The 22,395-nt window shown below is 66.5% G+C and carries 21 protein-coding genes; 10 read left to right on the top strand and 11 right to left on the bottom strand.

Annotated features, from left to right (window positions below; genetic code table 11):
* Nucleotides 1-363: 363 nt before the first annotated feature.
* From RZR99_RS24635 to RZR99_RS24620, 4 genes are all read right to left on the bottom strand, one after another.
* A complete protein-coding gene (locus tag RZR99_RS24635; RefSeq protein WP_323122391.1) occupies nucleotides 364-1,038 on the bottom strand; it encodes a response regulator in 675 nt (224 codons plus the stop codon).
* Nucleotides 1,039-1,432: 394 nt separating this feature from the next.
* On the bottom strand, nucleotides 1,433-1,633 hold the full coding sequence (locus tag RZR99_RS24630; protein ID WP_323122390.1) for a hypothetical protein: 201 nt from the start codon (nucleotides 1,631-1,633) through the stop codon (nucleotides 1,433-1,435).
* A 134-nt stretch (nucleotides 1,634-1,767) separates the two neighbouring features.
* Complete coding sequence (locus RZR99_RS24625; RefSeq protein ID WP_323122389.1) at nucleotides 1,768-2,154, bottom strand: hypothetical protein; 387 nt, start codon at nucleotides 2,152-2,154, stop codon at nucleotides 1,768-1,770.
* Between the two features lie 293 nt (nucleotides 2,155-2,447).
* Nucleotides 2,448-3,485, bottom strand: a complete 1,038-nt coding sequence (locus tag RZR99_RS24620) for an AraC family transcriptional regulator (RefSeq protein ID WP_323122388.1) — start codon at nucleotides 3,483-3,485, stop codon at nucleotides 2,448-2,450.
* A gap of 187 nt (nucleotides 3,486-3,672) precedes the next feature.
* Here RZR99_RS24620 and RZR99_RS24615 point away from each other — a divergent pair, with 187 nt between their 5' ends.
* The gene (locus RZR99_RS24615) at nucleotides 3,673-4,797 is read left to right on the top strand and encodes a fatty acid desaturase (protein WP_323122387.1); all 1,125 of its coding nucleotides are present in this window, start codon (nucleotides 3,673-3,675) and stop codon (nucleotides 4,795-4,797) included.
* 69 nt (nucleotides 4,798-4,866) lie between these two features.
* Here RZR99_RS24615 and RZR99_RS24610 read toward each other — a convergent pair whose 3' ends face one another.
* The 3 genes from RZR99_RS24610 to RZR99_RS24600 all read right to left on the bottom strand — a co-directional run bounded on the left by RZR99_RS24610 (nucleotide 4,867) and on the right by RZR99_RS24600 (nucleotide 9,341).
* Nucleotides 4,867-6,549 carry a purple acid phosphatase family protein gene (locus RZR99_RS24610; RefSeq protein ID WP_323122386.1) on the bottom strand — a complete coding sequence of 561 codons (1,683 nt, stop codon included), beginning with the start codon at nucleotides 6,547-6,549 and terminating at the stop codon, nucleotides 4,867-4,869.
* 886 nt (nucleotides 6,550-7,435) lie between these two features.
* Nucleotides 7,436-8,656 (bottom strand): dicarboxylate/amino acid:cation symporter, encoded by a 1,221-nt coding sequence (locus RZR99_RS24605; RefSeq protein WP_323122385.1) that lies wholly within the window; start codon nucleotides 8,654-8,656, stop codon nucleotides 7,436-7,438.
* 22 nt (nucleotides 8,657-8,678) lie between these two features.
* Nucleotides 8,679-9,341 (bottom strand): GntR family transcriptional regulator, encoded by a 663-nt coding sequence (locus RZR99_RS24600; protein ID WP_323122384.1) that lies wholly within the window; start codon nucleotides 9,339-9,341, stop codon nucleotides 8,679-8,681.
* Nucleotides 9,342-9,476: 135 nt separating this feature from the next.
* Here RZR99_RS24600 and RZR99_RS24595 point away from each other — a divergent pair, with 135 nt between their 5' ends.
* Complete coding sequence (locus RZR99_RS24595; protein ID WP_323122442.1) at nucleotides 9,477-9,962, top strand: GNAT family N-acetyltransferase; 486 nt, start codon at nucleotides 9,477-9,479, stop codon at nucleotides 9,960-9,962.
* Between the two features lie 115 nt (nucleotides 9,963-10,077).
* Here the strand turns inward: RZR99_RS24595 and RZR99_RS24590 are convergent, their stop codons facing one another.
* Nucleotides 10,078-10,842 carry a CerR family C-terminal domain-containing protein gene (locus RZR99_RS24590; RefSeq protein ID WP_323122383.1) on the bottom strand — a complete coding sequence of 255 codons (765 nt, stop codon included), beginning with the start codon at nucleotides 10,840-10,842 and terminating at the stop codon, nucleotides 10,078-10,080.
* A 93-nt stretch (nucleotides 10,843-10,935) separates the two neighbouring features.
* On the opposite strand from RZR99_RS24590, the gene RZR99_RS24585 reads away from it, so the two are divergent.
* The 4 genes from RZR99_RS24585 (at nucleotide 10,936) to RZR99_RS24570 (ending at nucleotide 15,650) form a co-directional block, all read left to right on the top strand.
* Nucleotides 10,936-12,078, top strand: a complete 1,143-nt coding sequence (locus RZR99_RS24585) for an HlyD family secretion protein (protein ID WP_407655498.1) — start codon at nucleotides 10,936-10,938, stop codon at nucleotides 12,076-12,078.
* Entirely contained in the window at nucleotides 12,071-13,651 is a 1,581-nt protein-coding gene (locus RZR99_RS24580; RefSeq protein WP_323122381.1) for an MDR family MFS transporter, read from the top strand. The genes RZR99_RS24585 and RZR99_RS24580 overlap by 8 nt, the downstream gene beginning before the upstream one ends.
* Before the next feature lie 14 nt (nucleotides 13,652-13,665).
* A complete protein-coding gene (locus RZR99_RS24575) occupies nucleotides 13,666-15,159 on the top strand; it encodes an efflux transporter outer membrane subunit (RefSeq protein ID WP_323122380.1) in 1,494 nt (497 codons plus the stop codon).
* A gap of 116 nt (nucleotides 15,160-15,275) precedes the next feature.
* Nucleotides 15,276-15,650 carry a DUF4377 domain-containing protein gene (locus RZR99_RS24570; RefSeq protein ID WP_323122379.1) on the top strand — a complete coding sequence of 125 codons (375 nt, stop codon included), beginning with the start codon at nucleotides 15,276-15,278 and terminating at the stop codon, nucleotides 15,648-15,650.
* A gap of 82 nt (nucleotides 15,651-15,732) precedes the next feature.
* Here RZR99_RS24570 and RZR99_RS24565 read toward each other — a convergent pair whose 3' ends face one another.
* Nucleotides 15,733-16,080, bottom strand: a complete 348-nt coding sequence (locus tag RZR99_RS24565; RefSeq protein ID WP_323122378.1) for a GFA family protein — start codon at nucleotides 16,078-16,080, stop codon at nucleotides 15,733-15,735.
* A gap of 475 nt (nucleotides 16,081-16,555) precedes the next feature.
* On the opposite strand from RZR99_RS24565, the gene RZR99_RS24560 reads away from it, so the two are divergent.
* On the top strand, nucleotides 16,556-16,801 hold the full coding sequence (locus tag RZR99_RS24560; protein WP_323122377.1) for a DUF1272 domain-containing protein: 246 nt from the start codon (nucleotides 16,556-16,558) through the stop codon (nucleotides 16,799-16,801).
* A 38-nt stretch (nucleotides 16,802-16,839) separates the two neighbouring features.
* Here RZR99_RS24560 and RZR99_RS24555 read toward each other — a convergent pair whose 3' ends face one another.
* Complete coding sequence (locus tag RZR99_RS24555) at nucleotides 16,840-17,556, bottom strand: FadR/GntR family transcriptional regulator (protein ID WP_323122376.1); 717 nt, start codon at nucleotides 17,554-17,556, stop codon at nucleotides 16,840-16,842.
* Between the two features lie 108 nt (nucleotides 17,557-17,664).
* On the opposite strand from RZR99_RS24555, the gene dgoD reads away from it, so the two are divergent.
* Nucleotides 17,665-18,813 carry a galactonate dehydratase gene (gene dgoD, locus RZR99_RS24550; protein ID WP_323122375.1) on the top strand — a complete coding sequence of 383 codons (1,149 nt, stop codon included), beginning with the start codon at nucleotides 17,665-17,667 and terminating at the stop codon, nucleotides 18,811-18,813.
* 77 nt (nucleotides 18,814-18,890) lie between these two features.
* Here the strand turns inward: dgoD and RZR99_RS24545 are convergent, their stop codons facing one another.
* Nucleotides 18,891-19,823, bottom strand: coding sequence for a CopD family protein (locus RZR99_RS24545; RefSeq protein WP_323122374.1), 933 nt, complete (start codon nucleotides 19,821-19,823; stop codon nucleotides 18,891-18,893).
* A gap of 394 nt (nucleotides 19,824-20,217) precedes the next feature.
* On the opposite strand from RZR99_RS24545, the gene RZR99_RS24540 reads away from it, so the two are divergent.
* Both RZR99_RS24540 and RZR99_RS24535 read left to right on the top strand, forming a co-directional pair.
* On the top strand, nucleotides 20,218-20,979 hold the full coding sequence (locus RZR99_RS24540) for a c-type cytochrome (protein ID WP_323122373.1): 762 nt from the start codon (nucleotides 20,218-20,220) through the stop codon (nucleotides 20,977-20,979).
* A gap of 19 nt (nucleotides 20,980-20,998) precedes the next feature.
* Entirely contained in the window at nucleotides 20,999-22,297 is a 1,299-nt protein-coding gene (locus RZR99_RS24535) for a c-type cytochrome (RefSeq protein WP_323122372.1), read from the top strand.
* The last annotated feature ends 98 nt before the right edge of the window (nucleotides 22,298-22,395 follow it).

The following is a 22,395-nucleotide window of genomic DNA, read 5'->3' as shown; positions in this document are numbered from 1 at the left end:
TGCAAAGCAACCCGCCATCAGACGCCGCACGTCCGGCTTTCCTGCCCAGCGGACTTCGCTCAGCTCACCCGCGTCGCCGCAGCGCAGTTCCGCTTAACCCAACGGTCCAAGTCCCGGCATCGCTCGAGCGGTGAACGCGAAACCGTCCGCCGACACCCGCAATCACCGGCAGCGAGTACCCGTGGCGGCAATCAGCACGCCCCAAACTTTCGGCGACGACACACCGACGTCGACCGCGAATGCCGTGTCGAGCACTCCGCCGACGAACCTTCCTATTCACGCTGCCGCATGATGCGCGGCACTCGACTCAGCAAAACCATCGACAACGGTGGCAGCACCACCTCGACCGCTCCGTGCACGACATCAATCCGCGGACGGCACATCGCCCGGCGTCGGCGCCGGTGCCGCGCCCGCCTCGCCCTTGTAGCGGATCAGATCGGCATCGCGCACGATGCCCAGCTTCTTCATCGCGCTCGATTTCTGCGAGCTGATGGTCTGCTTGCTGCGATGCAGTTGCGCGGCAATCTCGCCGACCGTGTACCCGGCACAAAACAACCGGACCACTTCGATTTCCCGCGCGGTCAGCTCGCGCGTGGACACCCCCATCTCGACATCGTCGAGCAGCTTCTTGATCGACGGCGACAGATAGTTCCCGCGCACATACGCCGCATGCACGGCCCCCACCAGATGCGACGTCGCATCCGACTTGCTGAGAATACAGGTGACGCCCTGCTTCTGAATCGCGCGCAGCACGCTCGGGCTGTCGATCATCGTGATCGTCACGAGCCTCAGCGCCGGGTAGCGGCGCTGCAGGAAAGACAGCAGCACGAGACCGTCGCCGTACTTGCCGCCCGGCATCACGTAATCCAGCACGAGCACGTCGCACGAGTGTTCGTCGAGCGCCGCGACCAGATCGGTCGAATTCGACACCGTTCCGGCCAGCTTGATCGTCGCGATCCCGGTCAGCGCCTGCGCGATGCCGAGCGCCACCGCCGGATGATCATCCGCCACCATCACACGTACGCAGAATTCTTTCATGATTGACTCCCCGAAACGCCCGGACAGCCCCCCGCTGCATCCCGTTCGTCGAAGGCCGTCGACCTGCGCGACATGAACGGAATGAGCAGAGCCGAGGCGCTGCTTGCATTGAATGAAATTGAAATGGATCTTACACGCGTCTCGAGTTCGCGATCCATGCCGGACACGCCATCAACCCGCCACGCTCCGTCTCGCTCCATCGGTGCCAAGTCGGCCGGAGCCGCACCACACCGGACTCCCGACGCCCGACTCATCAAGCGCCGTCAATCCCGGCGCCGTCCGTACAGTCGTCTGCCCATCGAATCGGCTCCCGACGTCCTCCAGGCCGCCGGGATATCGCGACACGCGCGTGCCGGCGAGTGCCGCGCTGCGCGAGCCGCCGACAAGCGCGAAATCAGTTCGATTTGCACGCATCCGATCTCGCGCGCTGCCGCCCCTTCGCCATCGTCTGCTCCCATTCCTGCATGACGCGTCGCTTCTGCAGCGGCGACATGATGAGGAATTCGTTCACTCTCGAGAGAAAATCCCGCCTGGCTCTCTCGGGAAGCATCGCGAAATCGAGCAGCAGCGCCGATACCTGATCTGTATAACGCACGTCCCGTCCCTTTCCGATTGAAATCCGCATTGATCAATCCATCGCCACCCTGGTAGCGCACCGCGTCGCAATCGTTCGAATCACGCGACACACGCCCCAGCCCGCTCGCATCTCAAACGCGGAGATCGGCCGTCCTACGGGACGCACTCTTCGTTTTCTTCACGCTTCATGGAACGGCCCGATCCGCTCCGCCTTTCCGCCGCACCGGCGCCGCGTTCGCAACGGCCGCTCCGCAACGAGATCCCGCCGCCCCCGGCCTCGTCGACGCTGCGCCCCTTGCCGATCAAGTAGCCGCGCTGTTCCGTCTCGGCGTGGTCGCGCGAGATCGACGCGCCATCCAAAACGCTCCCAACGGCGATCCCGCTGTCGGGCAGCGAAATATCCTGATACCGGCGAACGATGGAAGGTGCCTCGGTATATGGCGCGAGTGACAAGACGGCCGGGATCCACGTGCGGCCCGCCGCCACCCCGGCGCTTTTCCGCGTCTGTTTGGGTTGGCGGAAACATGAGCCGCCAATCATGCCAAGCAAAATCGCAAATGCAATTGATCGAACCTAAAATTAGAACCTGTCCTACTCTTTATTAATTTTCAATATAACTTTTACTATCACCGGGTTCGCCATTCTCGACAGGCACCCGGTGTTCCGCCGTCGCGTCGGCCCGGGCGTCACGAAGCCGCGTATCCAGGCAATCATTCCGAATCGGTTTTTGCGGGGGCCACTCGAACGATCGCAGAACGCGTAGTGCATCACCGCGTTCGCGTCGCTCGGCGAGAAGCGGATTCCGGCGGGAGCCGGAACCGCGAGCGGCACATTCAGCGCTTGCCGCTCGGCGGCACGCCGGTCCAGCGCTTGAACGCACGCGTGAAATTCGCGCGGTCGGTATAGCCGACCCGCGCGGCGATCTCGTCGACGGTCAACGGCGTCTCTTCCAGCAGGCGCTGCGCGTCGCGCAGACGGATTTCGGCAAGCAGGCCGGAGAATGTCGCCCCGTACTCGCCGAGCTTGCGCTTCAGCGTGCGCTCGGAGCAGTGCAGTTCGCGCGCGACCTCGCCCAGACCGGGATACCCCTGCGCACCGCAGATCAGCAGATTGCGCACCCGCTCGACCACGCTCTCCGCATAACCCAGTCGCGCCAGTTCCTCTTCGCATTGCTGCACGACCAGTTGCGCGGTTTGCGCATTCGCGGTCCTGATCGGCTCGCTCAGCAGCGCCGCGTCCAGCCGGATCCGGTTGGCCGGCGCATCGAAGTGACAACGCGGCAGGCGCGCGCGGTAGTGCGCGAAGTACGACGGTTCGGGCCATTCGAAACAGAGTTCCGCGTTCGACTTCAGCGTATTGTCGTACGCCGGACTCAGCAGCGAATTGAACAGGATCGCGGTTTCCACCATGAAATTCTCGACCGCGAATTGCCGCAGCCGGCCGAGCGGGAAAGCCTCGTGAATGTCGATCCATGCCGCGCTGGCCGACTGCGAAAACCGGACCGAAAAGAACGGCACGCGAGTCGGCAGATAGCGGATCCCCAGCTGGATCGCCTCGCCGAGCGTCGCGCAGCTCATCAAGCCGAAGCCGATCAGCCCGGACTTGGTCAGGCTGCTGCGCAAGCCGATCTCGATCGCGATCGACGGATCGTCGGTCGCGCCGAGCAGATTGAACACGATGCCCGCCTGCTGCAGCGGCGTAATCCGGGCATTGGGTTCGGCCAGCCTCGCGCGCGTCGCGCCGGTGCCCGCCAGGATCGCGTCATCGGCAATGCCGCGCTCTTCCGCCAGCATCAGCATGAACAACGCATAGGCCGACGAAACGGTCGCCTTGTTCAATTGCCTGGTCGGATCGGGGACAGATATCGCCATGCGGCGCTCCTGCGAGGGCATCCGCGCGATTATAGGCCGGTGGCCCCAAATGACACGGCTCAAGGGGCGATCGCGCAGGATGGCCCGAAATGACTCGCCGATTGGCACGCCCGGCTCTCGCCCGGCCGCGTCCGGGTTCCTAAGATGGCGTCATCGGCATCCCGCCTTCGACTGTGGAACTCGCAACATGCAGACACATACGGCTTCGCGTTTCGACAACGATGCGCAGAAAGTGGCTTACGTCCGCCAGCAGGTCAACGCGGCCAGCGACGCCGTGCGCGCGCAGTATCCGCTGCTCGATCGGCAGAATCTGATCGGCGCGACGGTCATGGCGCTGTCCGTCGCCGCGCTGCTGGCAAGCGCATGGCTCTATGCGATCGGCGTCATCGCCTGGTATGTCGCGCTGCCGTTCGCCGCGTTCGCGACGTCGCTGATCCACGAACTGGAGCACGATCTGATCCACACGATGTATTTCAAGAAGACGCCGTGGGCCTATCACCTGATGATGGCGCTGTGCTGGCTCACCCGCCCCGGCACGATCAACCCGTGGACGCGCCGCCGCATGCACCTGCATCATCACAAGGTGTCCGGCGGCGAATCCGATCTGGAAGAGTACGGCATCACCAACGGCGAGCGCTGGGGCGTGAAACGTCTGTTGATGATCGCCGACGGCATGCTCGCGGTGGCGTTCCGTCCGCTCGGGATGCGCCGCAAAGTGCATCAGTACGTCGCCGCGCAACCCGCGCAAAGCGCGACGGAGCGCATCCAGCTGCGCGTCGAGCAACTGACTTCATATCTGCCGGTCGGGCACCTGTACTACGTGCTGTGGCATGCGTTCATCGTCTATCACGTGGGCCTCTTCGCGCTGCAAGGTTCCGGTTACGCGGTGCCGGTACCCGATGCGCTGAGCGCCGCGATGCGCATCGTGGATTTCCTCGCGGTCACGTGGCTCGGCCCGAACTTCCTGCGCAGCTTCTGCATCAACTTCATCAGCTCGAACATGCATTACTACGGCGATATCGATTCGCGCAATATCGTCCAGCAGACCCAGGTTCTGAATCCCTGGTGGCTGATACCGCTGCAACTGTTCTGCTTCAATTTCGGCAGCACGCATGCGATCCACCACTTCGTGGTGCGCGACCCGTTCTACATTCGCCAGTTGACGGCGCGGCGCGCGCATGCGGCGCTGCGCGAGGTCGGCGTCCGCTTCAACGATATCGGCACCTTCCGGCGCGCGAACCGCTGGCACGCACCGGATCGTGCCGCGCACGGCACGATCGGAACGACCGGCGCGCGCGGGCCGGCGCACTGAACGACGCACCGCCCGATTCGCGGCGGGCGCGGCATCCCCACCGCGCCGCGCGCCCGCGCAACCCGCGCTTCAACCCCGCCGCGTCTTGCTCAACACGATCGTTTCGAACAGTTCGTAGTTCGCGGTGGGGGTCTGGTCGGCGCCCGGCGCATGGTAGTAGTTCACCGTGATCGACGTCTGTCCGCCCCGCTCGCCCGGCTCATAGTCGAATACGGCGATGCCGTAACCCGTGCCGGTATCGCGGCGCGCCGACCAGATCGCATCCTCGACGGCATCCGCGCCCGCGCGCGCGAACGTGTTCGCCGCGCTCCCCGGCGCCGGGCGGTTGGGCTTCGTGAACACCCTCGCCTGCGGCAAGCCGGTCGCCTGATCGACGCCGTAGACGTCGAGCGGCGCGCTGGTGCCGCCGCCGCCGAGAATCAGGTGGATCGTCCCCCGGCTCGTATCGAAGCGGCCGTCGACCGGATCGGTCGTGATCACCGGACGGGGCTGCAGCGTATCCACGACCACGCCCGTCGCGATATCGACGCCCGCGCGATGATTGCAGCCGCGCACCGGATAGCTGCGCTCGTAGTCGTGATCGTGGCCGCACAGCACCAGATCGACGCCATAGCGATCGAACAGCGGCAGCCATGCCTCGCGAATCCCCTTGTCGGAGCCGTTGCCGACCTTCGACGAGCTGAGCGCGTCCTGATGCATCTGGACGACGATCCAGTCGATCTCGTGATCCCGCGCCGCGTGCCGCAGCGTCTCTTCGAGCCAGCGCGTCTGCTCGCCGCGGCTGTAACCGCGCACATAGAACGACGTGCCCGGCTCGATCGGCGGATTGCCGGTGCTGGCGGCCGGCACCAGCGCGTTCGGACCCGCCACGAACGCGGCGGCGTCCTGGTAGACGACATCGTCCGCATCGAGCGACACGAACAGCACGGCGCCGACCCGGAAGCTGTACCAACGGCCCGGAAAGCGCGTGCCGTTGCCGGGCAGCGTGTAGCGCGCGAGGTACGAGTCGAGCCCCTGCGGGCCGTTGTGAAACTCGATCTCGTGATTGCCGGGGCACGGCATCCAGGGGCGGTTGGCCGAGGACGTCTGGTTGTTGTTGCCGAAATCGCGCCATACGTCGGGTTGATGCGCGGGATTCAGGTTCGCGTAGCAGAGGTCGCCGTTCAGCAGATGAAACAGCGGCTGGAACTGCTCGACGGCCTGAACCGCGAAGCGGCTCTGCGTCGACGACAGCACCCACGCGGTATTCGGCGTCGCCAGATCACCGTAGCTCGTCCAGCGAAACGGCGTACGGCCGCGAGGTGCGGTCCGGAACGTCGCCGTGAACGGAGCCGCGGCACGGCTGTCGTTGTCCGCCGTGACCGCGTACTCGTATTGCGTGCCGGGCCGCATTCCGCAGAGACGCGCGTGATAGGTGAACACCACGTCGCCGTTCAATCCGTCAGTGTAGGTGCGCTGTACGCCGTGCACCGTCGTCCACGACTCGCCCTCGCGCCTGAATCGCGCGCGGGGATTGAACGCGGGCGCGAGCGTCGCCCACGAGACGACGACCTCGGCGGCGGGATCGTCGCCCCAGGTCAGGTGGATCTGCTCGGGTGTGCCATCGGGATTCGCGCCGGCGGCGCGAGCCGCCGCCAGCCCGCCCGCGGCGGTTGCCAGACCGGACACGCCGGCCAGTTTCAGAAAGCCTCGGCGCGATACATAGGAACCCTGTTCATTCGCCGCTTCGTCGGGATTATTGGTATTCGACATGATGATCGTTGTAATCCTGGGGATGGGGAAAAGGTACGGGCAACCGCTCCGCCCGCACGCGGGGCGCGACGCATCGGTCCTGCCGGCGCACCGCGCAGCCCAGCTTGCGACATTAGTCCGGGATGTGTGACCCGGCGATGTCAGCGGCAAGAGCCCGCCGCCACCGGCCGCCGGTCCGGCTAACGCGCGCGACGCGAAGCCATTCCGCCGGGGATAAAAAAAAGCGCGCTTCCCGTGAAGGAAACGCGCGTAAATCCGCCTGACTTGCTTACCCGAGGGCCGATCGAGGCTTATCGTCAGACGGGACACGAGATACGATCTCGCGCCGAGAACACGGTTCAGACGCCGGGCGATTCTCCCGCGTGCGATGCGCGACGCCGTCGGCCGACCCGGCGACCCGGGCCGAAGGCCGGATCGCCGCGGCGCGGCTTGCGAACGTCGTAAAGGAAAGTGATCAGGCGAGCGCCGGACGCGAACGCGCGGCGCCGGTACGCCACCGCGCGCATCGAGCGCGCGCGCGGAGCCAGATGAACCGGCGCTTCGCGAAACCGCATCCCGCGCGGCGCGACCGTGCGGATGCGCGCTTCGCCCGCCTGATGCCACGCGGAAACCTTCGATGCGGAATGCGCGCGACCGCCGCCTAGCAGGCGCAGCAGACGGGCGAGCGCCGGCGAGCCTCTGCTTGCTCGACGGCGCCATTGTTGCCGTAGAATACGGGCAGCCATGGGTGGCCTCTCTAAACGTCCGATGGTCAGGTTGACGCCCGTGCTCGCAACACCGACGTCAACCGCTCTCCTTCAGACCGCCGCCCGCGCTCGCAACGCCGGCGTCGGTCCTGCTTCCCTGCTCGGTGCGGCCCCCTTCGCGCCGCACCTCCGCTACGCGTTCACACCCGGCTCTGCGCGGCCGGCAAACCGCCGAGCGGCGGCGCCTCGCGTTCGCCCGTATAGGACTCGCCGGAGATCCGCATCGCCACCGCCGTCGCCACCGTGCTCGCATAGACGTTCAGCGCGGTGCGTCCCATGTCGAAGAACACATCGACGCCGAGGATCAGCAGCACCGCTTCCGCCGGCAGGCCGATCGCCGCCAGAATGACCGTGATGGCGACGATCGCGCCGGACGGAACGTTGGCCGCGCCGTCGATCGTGATGATGGTGAGCACCGCGATCGTCAGCAGCAGCGGCCAGCTCCACGTGAGGTGATACGCATCCGCCAGGTAGCCGACCGCAAGCGCCGTGTAGAGCACCGCGCCGTCGCGATTGAAGATGTACGACAGCGGCAGGATCGTGGACGCGACCGACGACGGCACGCCCATCTCGGTCAGCTTCTTCAGGTGCACCGGAAACGTGATCTCGGACGAACGCGTCGTGAAACCCAGAATCAGCGGCTCGCTCACCTGCTTCAGCACCGCGAGCGGCGACAGCCCCGCCAGTTTCACGATGAGCGTCAGCAGCGCGGCGAGAATCGCCATGCCGAGATACGCGATGCCGAGCAGCTTGACGAGCGGCGTGATCGCGGCCATCCCTTTCGACGACAGCAGAAACGCGAGTGCCGCGAAGATCGCCAGCGGCGAAAATGCGACCACCCATTCCGTCAGCTTGAACAGCGCGGCAAGCAGCGATTCGAACACAGCGATCAGCGGCGCCGCGCGCTCCTCGACCGCGGACAGCGCCGAGCCGAGCAGCACGCCGAACACGAGCACCGGCAGCGAATTGCCGGCCGCCAGCGCCCCGACGATGTTCGCGGGAATCAGGTCGGTGACGAATTTCAGCCAGTCGATGTCGCCGGCCAGATTCGCGGGCAGCGACGCCGTATGCGCGAGGCTGGCGCCGACGCCCGGCCGAAACAGCATGTTGAGCCCGAGCCCGAGCGAGCTGGCGACCAGCGTCATCACGATGAAAAACGCAATGCTGAGCAGCGCGGTCCTGCCGAGATGGCCGCGCGAAATGCCCGCGCGAAACGCGCCGATCGTCACGGACATCAGGATCAGCGGCATCACGACCATCTTGATCGCATGCCCGAAAATGGTGGAAACGAACGCCAGCTTCGCGCTCACGCCGGGCACGAACAAACCGAAGAGAATCCCGAACACGAGGCCGGCCAGCATCTGAATCGGGAGTGAAATTCTTTTAGCTTTCGGATTCATGTTTGGCCCGGATGAGTTTGATTCGCGCGGACGTGCCATCCACGATGTGATTCCACATATGACGTCTCGCGGACTCCGGATCTTTATCCTTTATCGCCGCATAGATATTCAGGTGTTCGAGCGTTCCGCGCCTGACCGTTTCCGCGTCCTCGCGCGGCAATTCGTTGAGCGCCAGCGTTTGAGCCCGCAACACCTTGTACGCGGTGAACAGGCGGTCGTTGTGCGCGGCCTCGAACATTTCCTGATGAAACACCCAGCCGATCCGCTGCTCGATCATGATGTCGCTCGATGTCTGCCCGACAATCTGCTGCAGCTGCTCGGCGGCCCGCGCGAGCCCGTCGGTCACGCCGCTGCGGGCCGCCAGGTAAGCGGCCGTGCTCTCGAGCGCGAGTCGAACCTCGAAGATTTCGCGCAAATCCTGCGACGTCGGCGACGAAATATACGTACCGCTTTTCGTCACCACTTCGACAAGCCCCTCCGCCGCCAGCAACTGAATGGCGGTGCGGACCGGCATATGCCCCAGTCCGAGTTCGCCCGACAGGCCGCGGTAGGAAATCTTTTGTCCGGGCGCGAGACGACCGTCGAAGATTCGATTGCGAATCTGGTCGTATGCGTTATCGGTATCGGAAATGATGCCCTCAGTCATCTGAGATCGCAGTTTGATTATTCGTTGACGTGTCAGCCGTACGCGATTGCAGATTATGCCCGTTGTTTGGCATCATCAACTGATATTTTTGCAGCGTATTTTTGCGCAATGCCATTCAGTATTCACAATGCCGATATGTCTGAAAACCGCCTGCTTTTTTCGATTTGTTCCGTCTCCGCCGCCGACGTCATTCCGCTGCGCAGCACGATCCTGCTCGACGGAGATGTCGGGACGGCGCGATTTCGCGGCGACGACGCGCCGTCCACGCTGCATCTGGCCGTCCGACGCGACAGCGCGACCATTGCGGTGGCGACGATCTGCCGGGAGCCGCTGCCCGGCTCCAACGACACGACAGCGTGGCGATTGCGCGGGGTCGCGGTCGAACCCGCACTGCAGCGCTATGGATTCGGCAAGGTGATGATGAAGCTATGTCTCGAGCATGCGGAGCGGCAGTCCGGCCGGCTCGCATGGTGCACCGCACGCGAATCGGCGCGCGGCTTCTATGAATCGCTCGGCTTCGCGTCCGCGCGGGCGCCATTTACGCTCCCGACTCGCGGCGACTCGCTGTTCTACGAAATGCACTACGTATTGCCCGGCGCGCCGGCGGTCGATGCCGAGTGACGCACGCGAAGCCGGCTGATACCCGGCCGCCCCACATGCCGTGCGCCCTGAAGGCGCGCAAGGCGTCGGCTCCGCTCTGACGCCAGGCCCGACGCGCGGCGCGCGCCGGCCCCCTTCAGCGGGCTTTCACCTGACGCGGCGCGGCCGCACGGCGCGGCGTGTCCCGCGCCTCTTTCGCCTCGCGTTCGCGATGCCATTGCTCGAGCAGCGTGCGCGTCTGCGCGAAGATCGTCGTCCTAAGCAGCTCGGCCTTCTCCGCATCGAAAGCTTTCCACTCGAGCAGCGCCAGCGTCGAGCGATGCGCGACGTGGAAAATCGCCAGCTGGCCATGCAGGCTGAACATCCGGATGCGCGTCACCGTATCGTCCGGCGCAGCGCCGGTGATGCGCCCGATCAGCGCGCAACTCACGTTGTTCAACGGCCCGCGCACCCGCTGGAACAGGATCTCCGACGCACTCTCCGGCTCGTAGCCCGACTGCTCGCGCGCAAAGAAGAGCCGCTGGTTCGGCGTGCCCGGTTCGGAGAACATCCGGTAAGCGATCGCCTCCTGAATGCCCACGAACGCATCGATCAGCGCGTCGGCGCCGGCGTCGGCGTCCAGCACCGCTCGCGCCTGGTCGACCGCGGGCGCAAACCCGGCCCACACCTTGTCGGCGATCGACTCGATACACGCGCGATACACGCCCTCCTTGTTCTCGAAGTAGTACTGCAGCGCAGGCGCATTGACCCCCGCGCGCGCCGCGATATCGCGCGTCGACGCCCCTTCGAAACCGTGCGCACCGAACAGCTCGGCAGCGGCGTCGATGATGCGCTGCCGGGTCTCGTCGCCCCGCGCATAGCCGCCCGCCGACGAACGGCGCAGCTTCTTCGCTTCCTTCATAGCCCCCTCGCATGTCGATCGCCGAACATTTTACTTGACACAATTATAGCGAGTGGAATAATTCGACCACCTGGAATAATTTGGACTGGAATGATGTCGTCTACCGCCACGGACACCTCGCCGAAAGGCAATCGTCAGGATACAGCCGGACAGTCCGCGCGCCGCCCATCGAAGCGCATGATCCTGATCGTGCTCGGCATCGTCGCGTTCGTCGCGGCCGCGGTGTGGGCCGCGCGCTGGTGGACTGTCGGCCGTTTCATCGAAAGCACCGACGACGCGTATCTGCAGGCCGACAGCGTCACGGTCGCGCCCAAGGTGTCGGGGTACATCACGGACGTCTATGTCGGCGACAACCAGCAGGTGAAAGCGGGCGATCCGCTGGTGCGTCTCGACACGCGCCAGTACCAGGTATCGCTCGACCAGGCGCTCGCCACCGTCGACTCCCGCCGGGCGGACATCGAGCGCGCGCAGGCCGACATCCGGCAGCAGCAGGCCAATCTCGAGCAGGCTCAGGCGCAGCGGCAGGTCGCGCGCATCAGCGCCCGGCACGCGAGCGACGAAGTCACGCGCTACGCGCCGCTCGTCGCCACCGGCGCCGAGACCGCCGAGCGCGTGGCGGAACTGACGAGCACGCGCGACCAGGCGCAGGCCACGCTGTCGGCCAACACCGCCGCGCTCGATGCGGCCCGCACGCAGATCGCCGCGAGCACCGCGCAGCTTGCGCAGGCGCGCGCGCAGCTGGAGGCGGCGCAGGCCAGCGCGGCACAGGCGCGCCTCGATCTCGACAACACGATCGTCCGCAGCGCGCTCGAGGGCAAGGTCGGCGACCGCACCGTGCGAGTCGGCCAGTACGTCCAGCCCGGCACCCGGCTGCTGACCGTCGTGCCGGTGCAGCGCACCTATCTCCAGGCGAATTTCAAGGAAACGCAGATCGGCAGGATGCGTGTGGGCCAACCGGTCACGCTGACCGTCGACGCGCTGCCCGGCAAGGAACTGCACGGCACCGTCGACAGCTTCGCGCCCGGCACCGGTTCGCAGTTCGCGCTGCTGCCGCCGGAGAACGCGACCGGCAATTTCACCAAGATCGTCCAGCGGGTGCCGGTGCGGATCCGCGTCGACACGGGCACCGCGACCCGCAGCGTGCTGGTGCCGGGGCTGTCCGTGACGGTCGACGTCGACACGCGCTCCGCGCGCGACGACGACCGGCGCATCGACGCCGAGAATCATCATGGCTGATACGAGCGCCGCGGCCCCGCACGGAGAGCGGGCAAGCGCGGCCGACTGGATCGCGGTCGCGGCCGGCGCACTCGGCGCGCTGATGGCGACGCTCGACATCTCGATCACGAACTCCGCGCTGCCGCAGATCCAGGGCGAAATCGGCGCGACCGGCACCGAGGGCACCTGGATCTCGACCGGCTACCTGATGTCGGAAATCGTGATGATTCCGCTCGCGGCGTGGCTCACGCGCGTGTTCGGCCTGCGCAATTTCCTGCTCACGAACTCCGCGCTGTTCATCGTGTTCTCGATGATGTGCGGCTGGTCGCATTCGCTCACGACGATGGTGATCGGCCGCATCGGCCAAGGCTTCACGGGCGGCGCGCTGATCCCCACCGCGCAGACCATCATCCGTACCCGCCTGCCCTTGTCGCAACTGCCGGTCGGCATGACGATGTTCGGCCTGATCGTGCTGCTCGGTCCGCTGTTCGGTCCCGTGGTCGGCGGCTGGCTCGCGGAGAACATCAACTGGAGCTGGTGCTTCTTTTTGAACTTGCCCGTCTGCCTGCTGCTGATGACCCTGCTGATCGTCGGCCTGCCGTCGGACCGGCCGCAATGGCACACCTTCTTCAATGCGGACTGGCTCGGCATCGCCGGGCTCGCGATCGGACTCAGTTCCCTCACCGTCGTGCTCGAGGAAGGCCAGCGCGAGCGCTGGTTCGAATCGCACATGATCGTGATGCTCAGTTGGGTGTCGTTCGCGGGAATGGTGCTGATCGCCCTGTCTCAATTGACCTCGAAACGGCCGATCATGCGGCTCAGCCTGATGCGCAATCCGCGCTACGCGAGCGTGATCGTGATCGTGTTCGCGGTCGGTGCGGCGCTGTACGGCGTGTCGTACCTGCTGCCTCAATTCCTGAGTCTCGTCGCCGGCTACAACGCGCAGCAGTCGGGCGCGATCATGCTGCTGTCCGGGCTGCCCGCGTTCCTCATGATGCCGATCCTGCCGCGCCTGCTCGGCAAGGTGGATTTCCGGATCCTGGTGATCTCGGGACTCCTGCTGTTTTTCCTCAGCTGCATGCTCGACATCAGCCTGACCGCGCAAAGCGTCGGACACGACTTCATCTGGTCGCAGCTGATCCGAGGCGCCGCGCAGATGCTCGCGATGATGCCGCTCAACCAGGCATCGATGTCCGCCGTCGCGCGCGAGGATTCCGGCGACGCGGCGGGCCTGTACAACATGGCGCGCAATCTCGGCGGCTCGGTCGGACTCGCGATCATCGGCACCGTGATCGACCGCCGCACGGCGTTCCACGCCGCGATGATCCGCGAATCGGTCACGGCCAATTCACTGCTCGGCCAGGATCGCCTCGCGGCGAATGCCGCCGGGTGGTTCGCGCAGACGGGCGACATGGCGTACGCGAAGATGCGCGCGCTCGGCCAGTTCGCGCTGCAGATCCAGCAGCAAGCGGTCGTGATGACCTACTCGGAAACCTTCTACCTGCTCGGCCTGGCGCTGCTCGCCTGCGTGCCGCTCGCGCTGCTGCTGAAAACGCCGCGCGGCCCGCAGCCCACAACGTCCGCCGGTCATTGACTGCCCGCCCCGCCATGATGTCCGTTCGCCTCTCCCGCTGCGCGCTCGCCGCGCTCACGACCACCGCCGCCCTGGCGGGCTGCACGGTCGGCCCCGACTATCGCGGCGCGCCGCCCGCGCCGGACGATGTCGCGCAAACCCGCCAGTTCGTGCGCACGCCCGCGGCCGGCGTCAGCGCCGCGCACGCGCCGAGCCGGTGGTGGCTCGCGCTCGACGATCCGCAATTGAACGCGCTGATCGACGCCGCGCTCGCGCACAACCCGGATCTGCATGCCGCGCAGGCGCGCCTGCGCGAAGCCCGCTCGCAACTGACCCAGCAACGCGCGAACGCACTGCCGAAAGTGTCGGCCGATGCCGCCGCGCTGCGCACGCGCGCGCCGGACCTGAGCACGCTCAGCCTGCCCGGCGGCGCCGGCTCGACGAATCCGGCACTGCCCGCGTCGCTGACCGGTAGCGGCCCGCTGCAGCTCTATACGGCCGGCTTCGACGCCAGTTGGGAGATCGACCTGTTCGGCGGCACGCGGCGCGCGGTCGAGGCCGCGTCCGCACAGGCCGATGCCGTCGAGGCCGATCTGGCCGACACGCAAGTGTCGCTCGCGGCCGAGGTGGCCAGCGCGTATGTCGACCTGCGCGATCAGCAGCAGCGGCTCGCGCTGTCGCAGCGCACCGCCGAGATCCAGCAGCGCATGCTGACGCTCACGCTGCAGCGCCGCGCGCGCGGCGTCGCGGCCGACGCGGACGTCGAGCGTCTGACCACGCAGGTGGAAACGACCCGCGCGACGCTGACTCCGCTCGACGCACAGGTGAGCGATTCGCTGGATCGCCTCGCGGTACTGACCGGCCGGGCACCCGGCGCGCTCGACGCGGCGCTGGGCGCCGCGCAGGCGCTGCCCGCGCTGCCCGCGCTGCCCGGCAGCGTGGCGGTCGGCGACCCCGCGACGCTGCTGCAACAGCGGCCCGACATACGCGCCGCCGAGCGCCGGCTCGCGGCGAGCAACGCGCAGATCGGCGAGCACGTCGCCGACTTCTTTCCGAAGGTCACCTTGCTCGGCGACCTCGGCTTCAGCGCGACCGATCCGGGCCATCTGTTTCGCAAGCGCAACTTCAGCTGGATGGGTGTCCCGTACCTGCAATGGAACCTGCTCGACTTCGGCCGCACGCTCGGCGCGGTGCATGCCGCGCAGGCGTCGCGCGACGAGGCCGACGCGCGCTACATGAAGGCGGTGCTGTCGGCGCTGCAGGACGCGAATTCCTCGCTGTCGCGCTACGGCCACCAGCGCGAACACCTCGCGACGCTGCAGAAGGTCGAAACCTCGGCGAGCCATTCCGCGACGCTGATGCGCCAGCGTTATGCGGCGGGCGTCTCGACGCTGATCGATCTGCTCGACACCCAGCGCGAGGAATTCAGCGCGCAGCAGAATGTGATCGCGGGCCGCGCGGAATTGCTGAAGGATTTCGTGTCGCTGCAAAAGAGCCTGGGGCTGGGCTGGCAACCCGGTCCGGCCTGATCCGACCGGGCTCGGCCGACATCCGGGCTCGCCCAGCCGCGGCGCCTGGACGCACGGCGGTGAACCCGCCGGGCGTCGTCCGGTCCAACCTCGTCGTTTTCAAGATGAGGAATTCCATGATCCAGACGCTCCGCTACCCGCTCGCGGCTGTCGCGCTCGCCGGCGCGCTCGGCCTTGCCGGTTGCCAGACCCAGGCCACGCCGACGCCCGCCGCCGCGCAACAGTCCGACGGCCAGTCCGTCACGAAGACGATCTACGTCGCATCGCAAAAGGCGCGCTGCGTGGGCGTGGCGCCGATGGAATGCCTGCAGGTGCGCAGCAGTCCCGGCGAGCCCTGGGCGTTCTGGTACGGCAGCATCGAAGGCTTCGACTATCAGCCGGGCTACGAATACGTGCTCGAGATCAACGAGTACAAGGTGGCGAACCCGCCCGCCGACGCATCGTCGATCCGCTGGGTGCTGAAGCGCGTCGTCCAGCGCCAGCCGCGCTGACCGATCCCGCCATAAGGAAAAGCCGCGAAGCCCCCGACGGGGTTCGCGGCTTTTTTTGGCGGCGCGCCGGCTGGCGCGCGGATCAGTGCGAGCGCCCGTCGTAGTGCTGTACGGGGATCGCGTCGAGGTCGACCCCTTCCACGCAGCGAAGATTGATCGCCGCCATCCGGTTGCCTTTCGGATCCGTGCCCTCGCCGAACGGATGAATCCCGCATGTCGCGCAGAAGCGATGCTGGATCACGTGCTTGTTGAACATGTAGGTGCTGAGCGCATCTTCCGGCGTGAGCAGATGCAGCGCATCCCGCGGGACGAACCAGAGCAGCGCGCCCTTGCGCGAACAGATCGAGCAATTGCAGGCCAGCGCGCCGCCGATCTCGCCTTCCACCTCGAACTTCACGTTGCCGCAATGGCAACTGCCTGTATAAAGCATGTCTCCTCCTTCGCCGTGACCGGGACGGCGCAAGGCGGAATATCGCGCGCTTCCGACGCGAGGTCAAACGCCGACGCGAACAGCGCACTGCCGAACAGCCGCCGACAGCGCCCTGCCGCCGCGCCCATTCCGACCAAAGGCAAACGCTCCGATGCGATATGCCGCCGTCGGCGTCGGTCCCACTGCGCGGCCCGCAAAACATCGACCCGTTTTCAGTGGTTTTTTTGCGCGGATGCAGCGGAGCGTGAACCCTCGGTTTTTCTCGCGACCCACCACCTCACAGGATGCCCATCGTGCCGTCCAGGCCGAAACCAGCGCGATCCGCACTTGATCCGCAAAGGCTGCGCGGCGCATGCATCTTGCAGACGCATGAAGGAATCATGCTGCCAGTCCGCGCGATCCGCGCACGCGTACAGTAGTGCCCGATAGCGCCGCACGCGATCGTCCGCCGCGCACCATTTGTCTGGAGAATTCCATGCTCGAACTTCGCCCCGGTTGCGAATGCTGCGACACAGACCTGCCCGCCGATTCGGCGGAGGCCCGGATCTGTTCGTTCGAATGCACGTTTTGCGCAGCCTGCGCGGACGGCGTGCTAAACGGCCGCTGCCCGAACTGCGGCGGCGAGCTGGTGGCGCGGCCGCGCCGCGCGGCGGACAAGCTCGCGACTCATCCGTCCTCGACCCGACGCGTCGTGAAACCCGGCGGCTGCGCGGCGGCCTGAGCAAGCGCGCCTTCCCGCCTCGGCCGCCCCTCCTCCGGCTAGCCTTCGATCCGGGCGCGGGTACCCGCCAGCAGCGCCGCCATCGCCTGTCGCGCACGGACCGCGTCACGCGCGCGGATCGCCTCGAATACCGCCGAGTGTTCGGCGAGCGACGCGTTGTACACATCCGCGCGCTTCGCGTTCATGCGCAACTGGGCCTCCAGCGTCCGGTCGATCACCGCAGCGAGCGGCATCAGCAATTCGTTGCCGCCCGCTGCAAGTACGCTCAGGTGAAAGCGCAGGTCGGCGCGTACCCATTCGTCGACGTTGCGCGCCGCCGCCATCGCCGCATGCGCATCCTGGAGCGCGGCGAACGCACCGGGCGTCTGCGCATCCGCCGCGAGCCCGGCCGCATACGGTTCGATCATCTCGCGCATCTCCTGGAGTTTCAGCGCGAACGCGAGCGGCGGCGAGACCCGCGCGTACCAGTCGAGCAGATCCGCATCGAGCAGGTTCCACGCGGTGCGCGGCCGCACCCGCGTGCCGACCTTCGGACGCGACTCGAGCAGCCCCTTCGACGTCAGCGTGCGCAGCGCCTCGCGCAGCACCGTGCGGCTCACGCCGTAGGCTTCCATCAGCTCGGCCTCGCGCGGCAGCGTCGCGTCGGGCGCGTAGTCGCCGCGCAGAATCGCCGTGGCCAGCTGATAGGCGGTTTGTCCATGCAGATCGCGTTGAATGACGGCTCTCCCTGAATGACAACGCGGCGCCCGCCGCATGCCGGATGATCACTATGTGCACAATAGTGCTATTAATACTACTTTTTGCATGACTGGTGTAGGATCACCGCACCGATTCGCGTCACACCAGGACAGGAGACATTCGCGATGAAAATCACCCGCCTCGAGACCTTCGTGGTCCCGCCCCGCTGGCTCTTCCTCAAGATCGAGACCGACGAAGGCATCGTCGGCTGGGGCGAGCCTGTCGTCGAAGGCCGCGCGCACACGGTCGAAGCCGCGGTCCACGAGTTGGCCGACTATCTGGTGGGCAAGGATCCGCTCCTGATCGAGGATCACTGGCAGGTGATGTACCGCGGCGGGTTCTATCGCGGCGGCCCGATCACGATGAGCGCGATAGCGGGCGTCGACCAGGCGCTGTGGGACATCAAGGGCAAGCATCACGGCGCGCCGGTCCATGCGCTGCTGGGCGGGCAGGTGCGGGACCGCATCAAGGTCTATTCGTGGATCGGCGGCGATCGCCCGCACGACGTCGCGGCCAACGCGCGCGCGGTCGTCGATCGCGGCTTCAAGGCCGTCAAGATGAACGGTTCCGAGGAACTGCAGATCGTCGACACGTTCGAGAAGGTCGAGCAGGTGATCGCGAATGTCGCCGCGGTGCGCGAAGCGGTGGGGCCGCATGTCGGGATCGGCGTCGATTTCCACGGGCGCGTGCACAAGCCGATGGCGAAAGTGCTGGCGAAGGAACTCGACCCTTACAAGCTGATGTTCATCGAGGAGCCGGTGCTGTCGGAAAACGCCGAGGCGCTGCGCGACATCGTCAATCAGACGAACACGCCGATCGCGCTCGGCGAGCGGCTCTATTCGCGCTGGGACTTCAAGCACGTGATCGCGGGCGGCTATGTCGACATCATCCAGCCGGACGCCTCGCATGCGGGCGGCATCACCGAGTGCCGCAAGATCGCGTCGCTCGCGGAGGCCTACGACGTCGCGCTCGCGCTGCACTGCCCGCTCGGGCCGATCGCGCTTGCCGCATGCCTGCAGCTCGATGCGGTCAGCTACAACGCGTTCATCCAGGAACAGAGCCTCGGCATCCACTACAACCAGGGCAACGACCTGCTCGACTACATCCGGAATCCGGAAGTGTTCCGCTACGACGACGGCTTCGTAACGATTCCGCAGGGCCCGGGGCTCGGCATCGACGTGAACGAGGAAAAAGTGCGCGAAATGGCGAAGACCGGGCACCGCTGGCGCAATCCGGTGTGGCGCCACGCCGACGGCAGCGTCGCCGAATGGTGACCGGCGCGCGGCAATCGCGGTAACGCGGGCTGCCCGAGGGCAGCCCGCTCATACGAATCGGCGCGGCGAGCGCGCCGTCAGCCGATGGCCGCGAAGCCCGGCACGCTGAACGACAGCACCGCCGCCGCGATGAACACGCCGATCATCGTCAGCGCCTCGAGATGCAGCACGTTGCTGAACGTGTGGGCGTCCTCCGTCGACGCGGTGCGGCGCAGGCGCGGCAGCGCGGAAAAGCGGTTCAGGCCGCCGAGCAGGACGGCCAGCGTGACGAGCGACAGCTTAAGCAGCAACACGTGGCCCCACGTGCTGCCGCCGAGCGGCGCAAGCGACCCGCCGAGGCCGCGCGCAACGTTCAACGCCCCCGTCGCGAGCACGAAACCCACCGCGACGATCGACAGCCTCGACAATCGCTGCGACAGCCGGATCATCGCGCCGCGCGCGATCGACGAGCCGAGCGCGGGTAGCACAGTCAGCCCGCCCGCCAGCACGAGGCCGCCCCATACCGCGGTCGCCAGCAGGTGCAGGGTCTGGACCGCTGCCGCGGCCGACAGCGTGCCGGCATCGGCCGCGTGGCCGAGCGACGCCTTGCCCGCCGCGATCGCGATCGCCGCGAGCCACAGCAGCGCATAGGCGAGCGTGCCGTTCGGCCCCGCGAGCGCCACCGCCAGCAACACCACCGCCCCGCCGAACGCAACGCTCCACGCGAAGCCGGTATGCGTTTGCGTCAGCACCACGGGCAGCGCGTCGAGCGCGCCGCCGAGCCCCGCGCCGCTCATCGCCGCCGCCTGGTAGACCAGCCAGCCGCAATCGGCGAGCACGAGCACGGCCGCCGCGACGGCGAGCGAGCGCTGCGCGCGCTGCCAGGCCGGATGCGACGGCGCCACCAGCGGCCGCGCGCCGTCCTTGGCGAGCCACGCCTTGAGCAGCGCCGAGCCGACGGCGACCGCGAACGCGATGTCCATCAGCGCCGCCAGCGCGACCTGACCGAACCACAAGCTGTCGAGTTTCATCGCACACCGCCTTGCGCGCCGGCGCGGAGCCGGTCTCGTGCGTCGGAAAAAGGAATGCCGGGACTGTTGTTTTCAAGCAATCGCAAAAGAAGAAGCGTCATCGATGAGGCGAAAAGTGGAGAAATGGCACCGCGGCGGCCGGACAGGAAGGCTGCGCGCAGCCCGCGAGTGTACGGTCTTCGATGCGCAATGCGCAGCCAGGTTCACCCGCAAGCTCCGCTCCGCGCGTCAAATTGTCGCAATGTCGTCGCGGGACGGAACCGTGTCGCGCCCGCCAAATAGCCGTCATTACCCATCGATGATAGAATGCCGCGTCGCAGCAGCCATGCTGCCTGCCGTTACTTGCCGTCACGCCGAGCCGATCGAAGCCCGGTCAGGTCCCCGACGAATAACAATGGAGTCTCGTGTGTCTTCAAGACGCCTTTTCCGTCCGCTGCTCGCCCTTCTGTTGATCGGCGGAGCGGGCTTTCTGAGCACTGCACAAGCGCAGACCAAGCCCACGGAGCAAGCCCATACCCAGGCGCCGCTCAAGGCGCCCGATACGATGGCGGAGCGCGTGCGCGGCTGTACGGCATGCCACGGCACGCAAGGCCAGGGCACCGACAACGATTACTTCCCGCGTCTCGCGGGCAAGCCGGCCGAGTATTTGTACAACCAGCTCGTCAACTTCCGTGACGGCCGCCGCAAGTACCCGCCGATGAACTACCTGCTCACCTACCTGAGCGACGATTACCTCCGCGAGATCGCACAGCACTTCTCGGAACAGCGTCCGCCGTACCCGGCGCCCGCGAAGCCGACGCTGCCCGCCGCCACCGTCGCGCGCGGCAAGCAGCTCGCGCTGCACGGCGACGCGGTCCGCAAGATTCCGGCCTGCGTGGCCTGCCACGGCATCGCATTGACGGGCATGCAGCCCGCGATCCCGGGTCTCGTCGGCCTGCACAGCGACTACCTGAGCGCGCAGATCGGAGCATGGCGTTCCGGCACGCGTCATGCGAAGGCGCCCGATTGCATGCACGACATCGCCAGCAAGCTTTCCGATGAAGACGTGACCGCCGTGACGGCATGGCTCGCCGCCCAAGCGGCGCCCGCCAACCCCGTACCCGCCCCGGCCCGTTCGATGAAGACTCCGCTCGCCTGCGGCAGCGAACCGCAATAAGGCTCGGGAGACAGATTAAATGAAACGCAAGTCCCTCTTCGCACTCTCGGCTGTCGTGGTCATCGCGGCAGCGGCTCTCGTGCCGGTGTTCTGGCCCGGCAGCGACAACCTGCACGGCTCCGCGGCGGTCGCCGCGACGCCGGCCGACCAGGCCGCCCTCATCAAGAAGGGCGAATATCTCGCACGCGTCGGCGACTGTATCGCATGCCACACCGTGCGCGGCGGCAAGCCGTTCGCCGGCGGCCTGCCGATGGCCACGCCGTTTGGCACGATGTACACCCCGAACATCACGCCGGACGACCAGGCCGGTATCGGCAAATGGACGTCGGACGACTTCTACCGCGCGATGCACACCGGTCGCTCGAAGGACGGCAGCCTGCTGTACCCGGGCTTCCCGTTCACGAGCTACACGAAGGTCACGCGCGCCGACTCGGATGCGATCTTCGCGTACCTGCGCTCGGTCGCGCCGGTCGCGGTGCCGAGCCGTCCGCACGAACTGAAATTCCCGTTCAACAACCGCAACCTGCTGATCGGCTGGCGCACGCTGTTCTTCAAGGAAGGCGAGTACAAGCCGGATCCGACCAAGTCGGTCGAATGGAACCGCGGCGCGTACCTGGTCGAAGGTCTCGGCCACTGCAGCATGTGCCACACCTCGATCAACATGATGGGCGGTCCGGTCAGCTCGGCGGCTTTCGCCGGCGGCCTGATCCCGCTGCAGAACTGGTATGCGCCGTCGCTGACGAACGACAAGGAGCTGGGTCTGGGCGACTGGCACGTGCAGGAACTGTCCGATCTGCTGCAAGCCGGCGTGTCGAACAAGGGCGCGGTATTCGGCCCGATGGCCGACGTGGTCCACAACAGCCTGCAGTACATGAGCGACGAAGACACCCGCGCGATGTCGACGTATCTGAAGTCGATCCCGCAGAAGGCCGAAGCGCCGAAGAACATGCAGTACGAGCCGTCGAAGCAGTTCGGCACCGCGCTGCTGGAACAAGGCAAGAAGATCTATGCGGACAACTGCGCGACCTGCCACGGTGCATCGGGCCAGGGCAAGCCGCCGGCCTACCCGCCGCTCGCGCAGAACCACTCGATCATGATGGAATCGGCGGTCAACCCGATCCGCATGGTGTTGAATGGCGGTTATCCGCCGAGCACGTTCAAGAATCCGCGTCCGTATGGGATGCCGCCGTTCGCGCAGTCGCTGTCGAACCAGGAAGTCGCGGCGGTCGTCACGTACATTCGCTCGTCGTGGGGCAACAACGGTTCGCCGATCTCGCCGCAGCAAGTGAGCGATCTGCGTTCCGCGCCGCTCGACTAAGCATCGAATGACGCAAACGGGGCGCGGCTGCGGGAAACCGCGGCCGCGCCCTTTTGCTTTTCGGTAACGCCAGCATGCCGCGCAGGCCGCGCGGTGGC

This window comes from Burkholderia alba, from assembly GCF_034721475.1.
GTDB lineage: Bacteria > Pseudomonadota > Gammaproteobacteria > Burkholderiales > Burkholderiaceae > Burkholderia > Burkholderia alba.
The sequence above is the reverse complement of the archived record's forward strand: the minus strand, read 5'-3'. Positions and strand labels throughout refer to the sequence as shown.

Bases quoted from the DNA above. Each gene is read 5' to 3' on its own strand.
- RZR99_RS24635 (WP_323122391.1), bottom strand. From the start codon at position 1,038: ATGAAAGAATTCTGCGTACGTGTGATGGTGGCGGATGATCATCCGGCG.
- RZR99_RS24625 (WP_323122389.1), bottom strand. From the start codon at position 2,154: ATGATTGGCGGCTCATGTTTCCGCCAACCCAAACAGACGCGGAAAAGC.
- RZR99_RS24620 (WP_323122388.1), bottom strand. From the start codon at position 3,485: ATGGCGATATCTGTCCCCGATCCGACCAGGCAATTGAACAAGGCGACC.
- RZR99_RS24615 (WP_323122387.1), top strand. From the start codon at position 3,673: ATGCAGACACATACGGCTTCGCGTTTCGACAACGATGCGCAGAAAGTG.
- RZR99_RS24610 (WP_323122386.1), bottom strand. From the start codon at position 6,549: ATGTCGAATACCAATAATCCCGACGAAGCGGCGAATGAACAGGGTTCC.
- RZR99_RS24605 (WP_323122385.1), bottom strand. From the start codon at position 8,656: ATGCTGGCCGGCCTCGTGTTCGGGATTCTCTTCGGTTTGTTCGTGCCC.
- RZR99_RS24600 (WP_323122384.1), bottom strand. From the start codon at position 9,341: ATGACTGAGGGCATCATTTCCGATACCGATAACGCATACGACCAGATT.
- RZR99_RS24595 (WP_323122442.1), top strand. From the start codon at position 9,477: ATGTCTGAAAACCGCCTGCTTTTTTCGATTTGTTCCGTCTCCGCCGCC.
- RZR99_RS24590 (WP_323122383.1), bottom strand. From the start codon at position 10,842: ATGAAGGAAGCGAAGAAGCTGCGCCGTTCGTCGGCGGGCGGCTATGCG.
- RZR99_RS24585 (WP_407655498.1), top strand. From the start codon at position 10,936: ATGTCGTCTACCGCCACGGACACCTCGCCGAAAGGCAATCGTCAGGAT.
- RZR99_RS24580 (WP_323122381.1), top strand. From the start codon at position 12,071: ATGGCTGATACGAGCGCCGCGGCCCCGCACGGAGAGCGGGCAAGCGCG.
- RZR99_RS24575 (WP_323122380.1), top strand. From the start codon at position 13,666: ATGATGTCCGTTCGCCTCTCCCGCTGCGCGCTCGCCGCGCTCACGACC.
- RZR99_RS24570 (WP_323122379.1), top strand. From the start codon at position 15,276: ATGATCCAGACGCTCCGCTACCCGCTCGCGGCTGTCGCGCTCGCCGGC.
- RZR99_RS24565 (WP_323122378.1), bottom strand. From the start codon at position 16,080: ATGCTTTATACAGGCAGTTGCCATTGCGGCAACGTGAAGTTCGAGGTG.
- RZR99_RS24560 (WP_323122377.1), top strand. From the start codon at position 16,556: ATGCTCGAACTTCGCCCCGGTTGCGAATGCTGCGACACAGACCTGCCC.
- RZR99_RS24555 (WP_323122376.1), bottom strand. From the start codon at position 17,556: ATGCGGCGGGCGCCGCGTTGTCATTCAGGGAGAGCCGTCATTCAACGC.
- dgoD (WP_323122375.1), top strand. From the start codon at position 17,665: ATGAAAATCACCCGCCTCGAGACCTTCGTGGTCCCGCCCCGCTGGCTC.
- RZR99_RS24545 (WP_323122374.1), bottom strand. From the start codon at position 19,823: ATGAAACTCGACAGCTTGTGGTTCGGTCAGGTCGCGCTGGCGGCGCTG.
- RZR99_RS24540 (WP_323122373.1), top strand. From the start codon at position 20,218: ATGGAGTCTCGTGTGTCTTCAAGACGCCTTTTCCGTCCGCTGCTCGCC.
- RZR99_RS24535 (WP_323122372.1), top strand. From the start codon at position 20,999: ATGAAACGCAAGTCCCTCTTCGCACTCTCGGCTGTCGTGGTCATCGCG.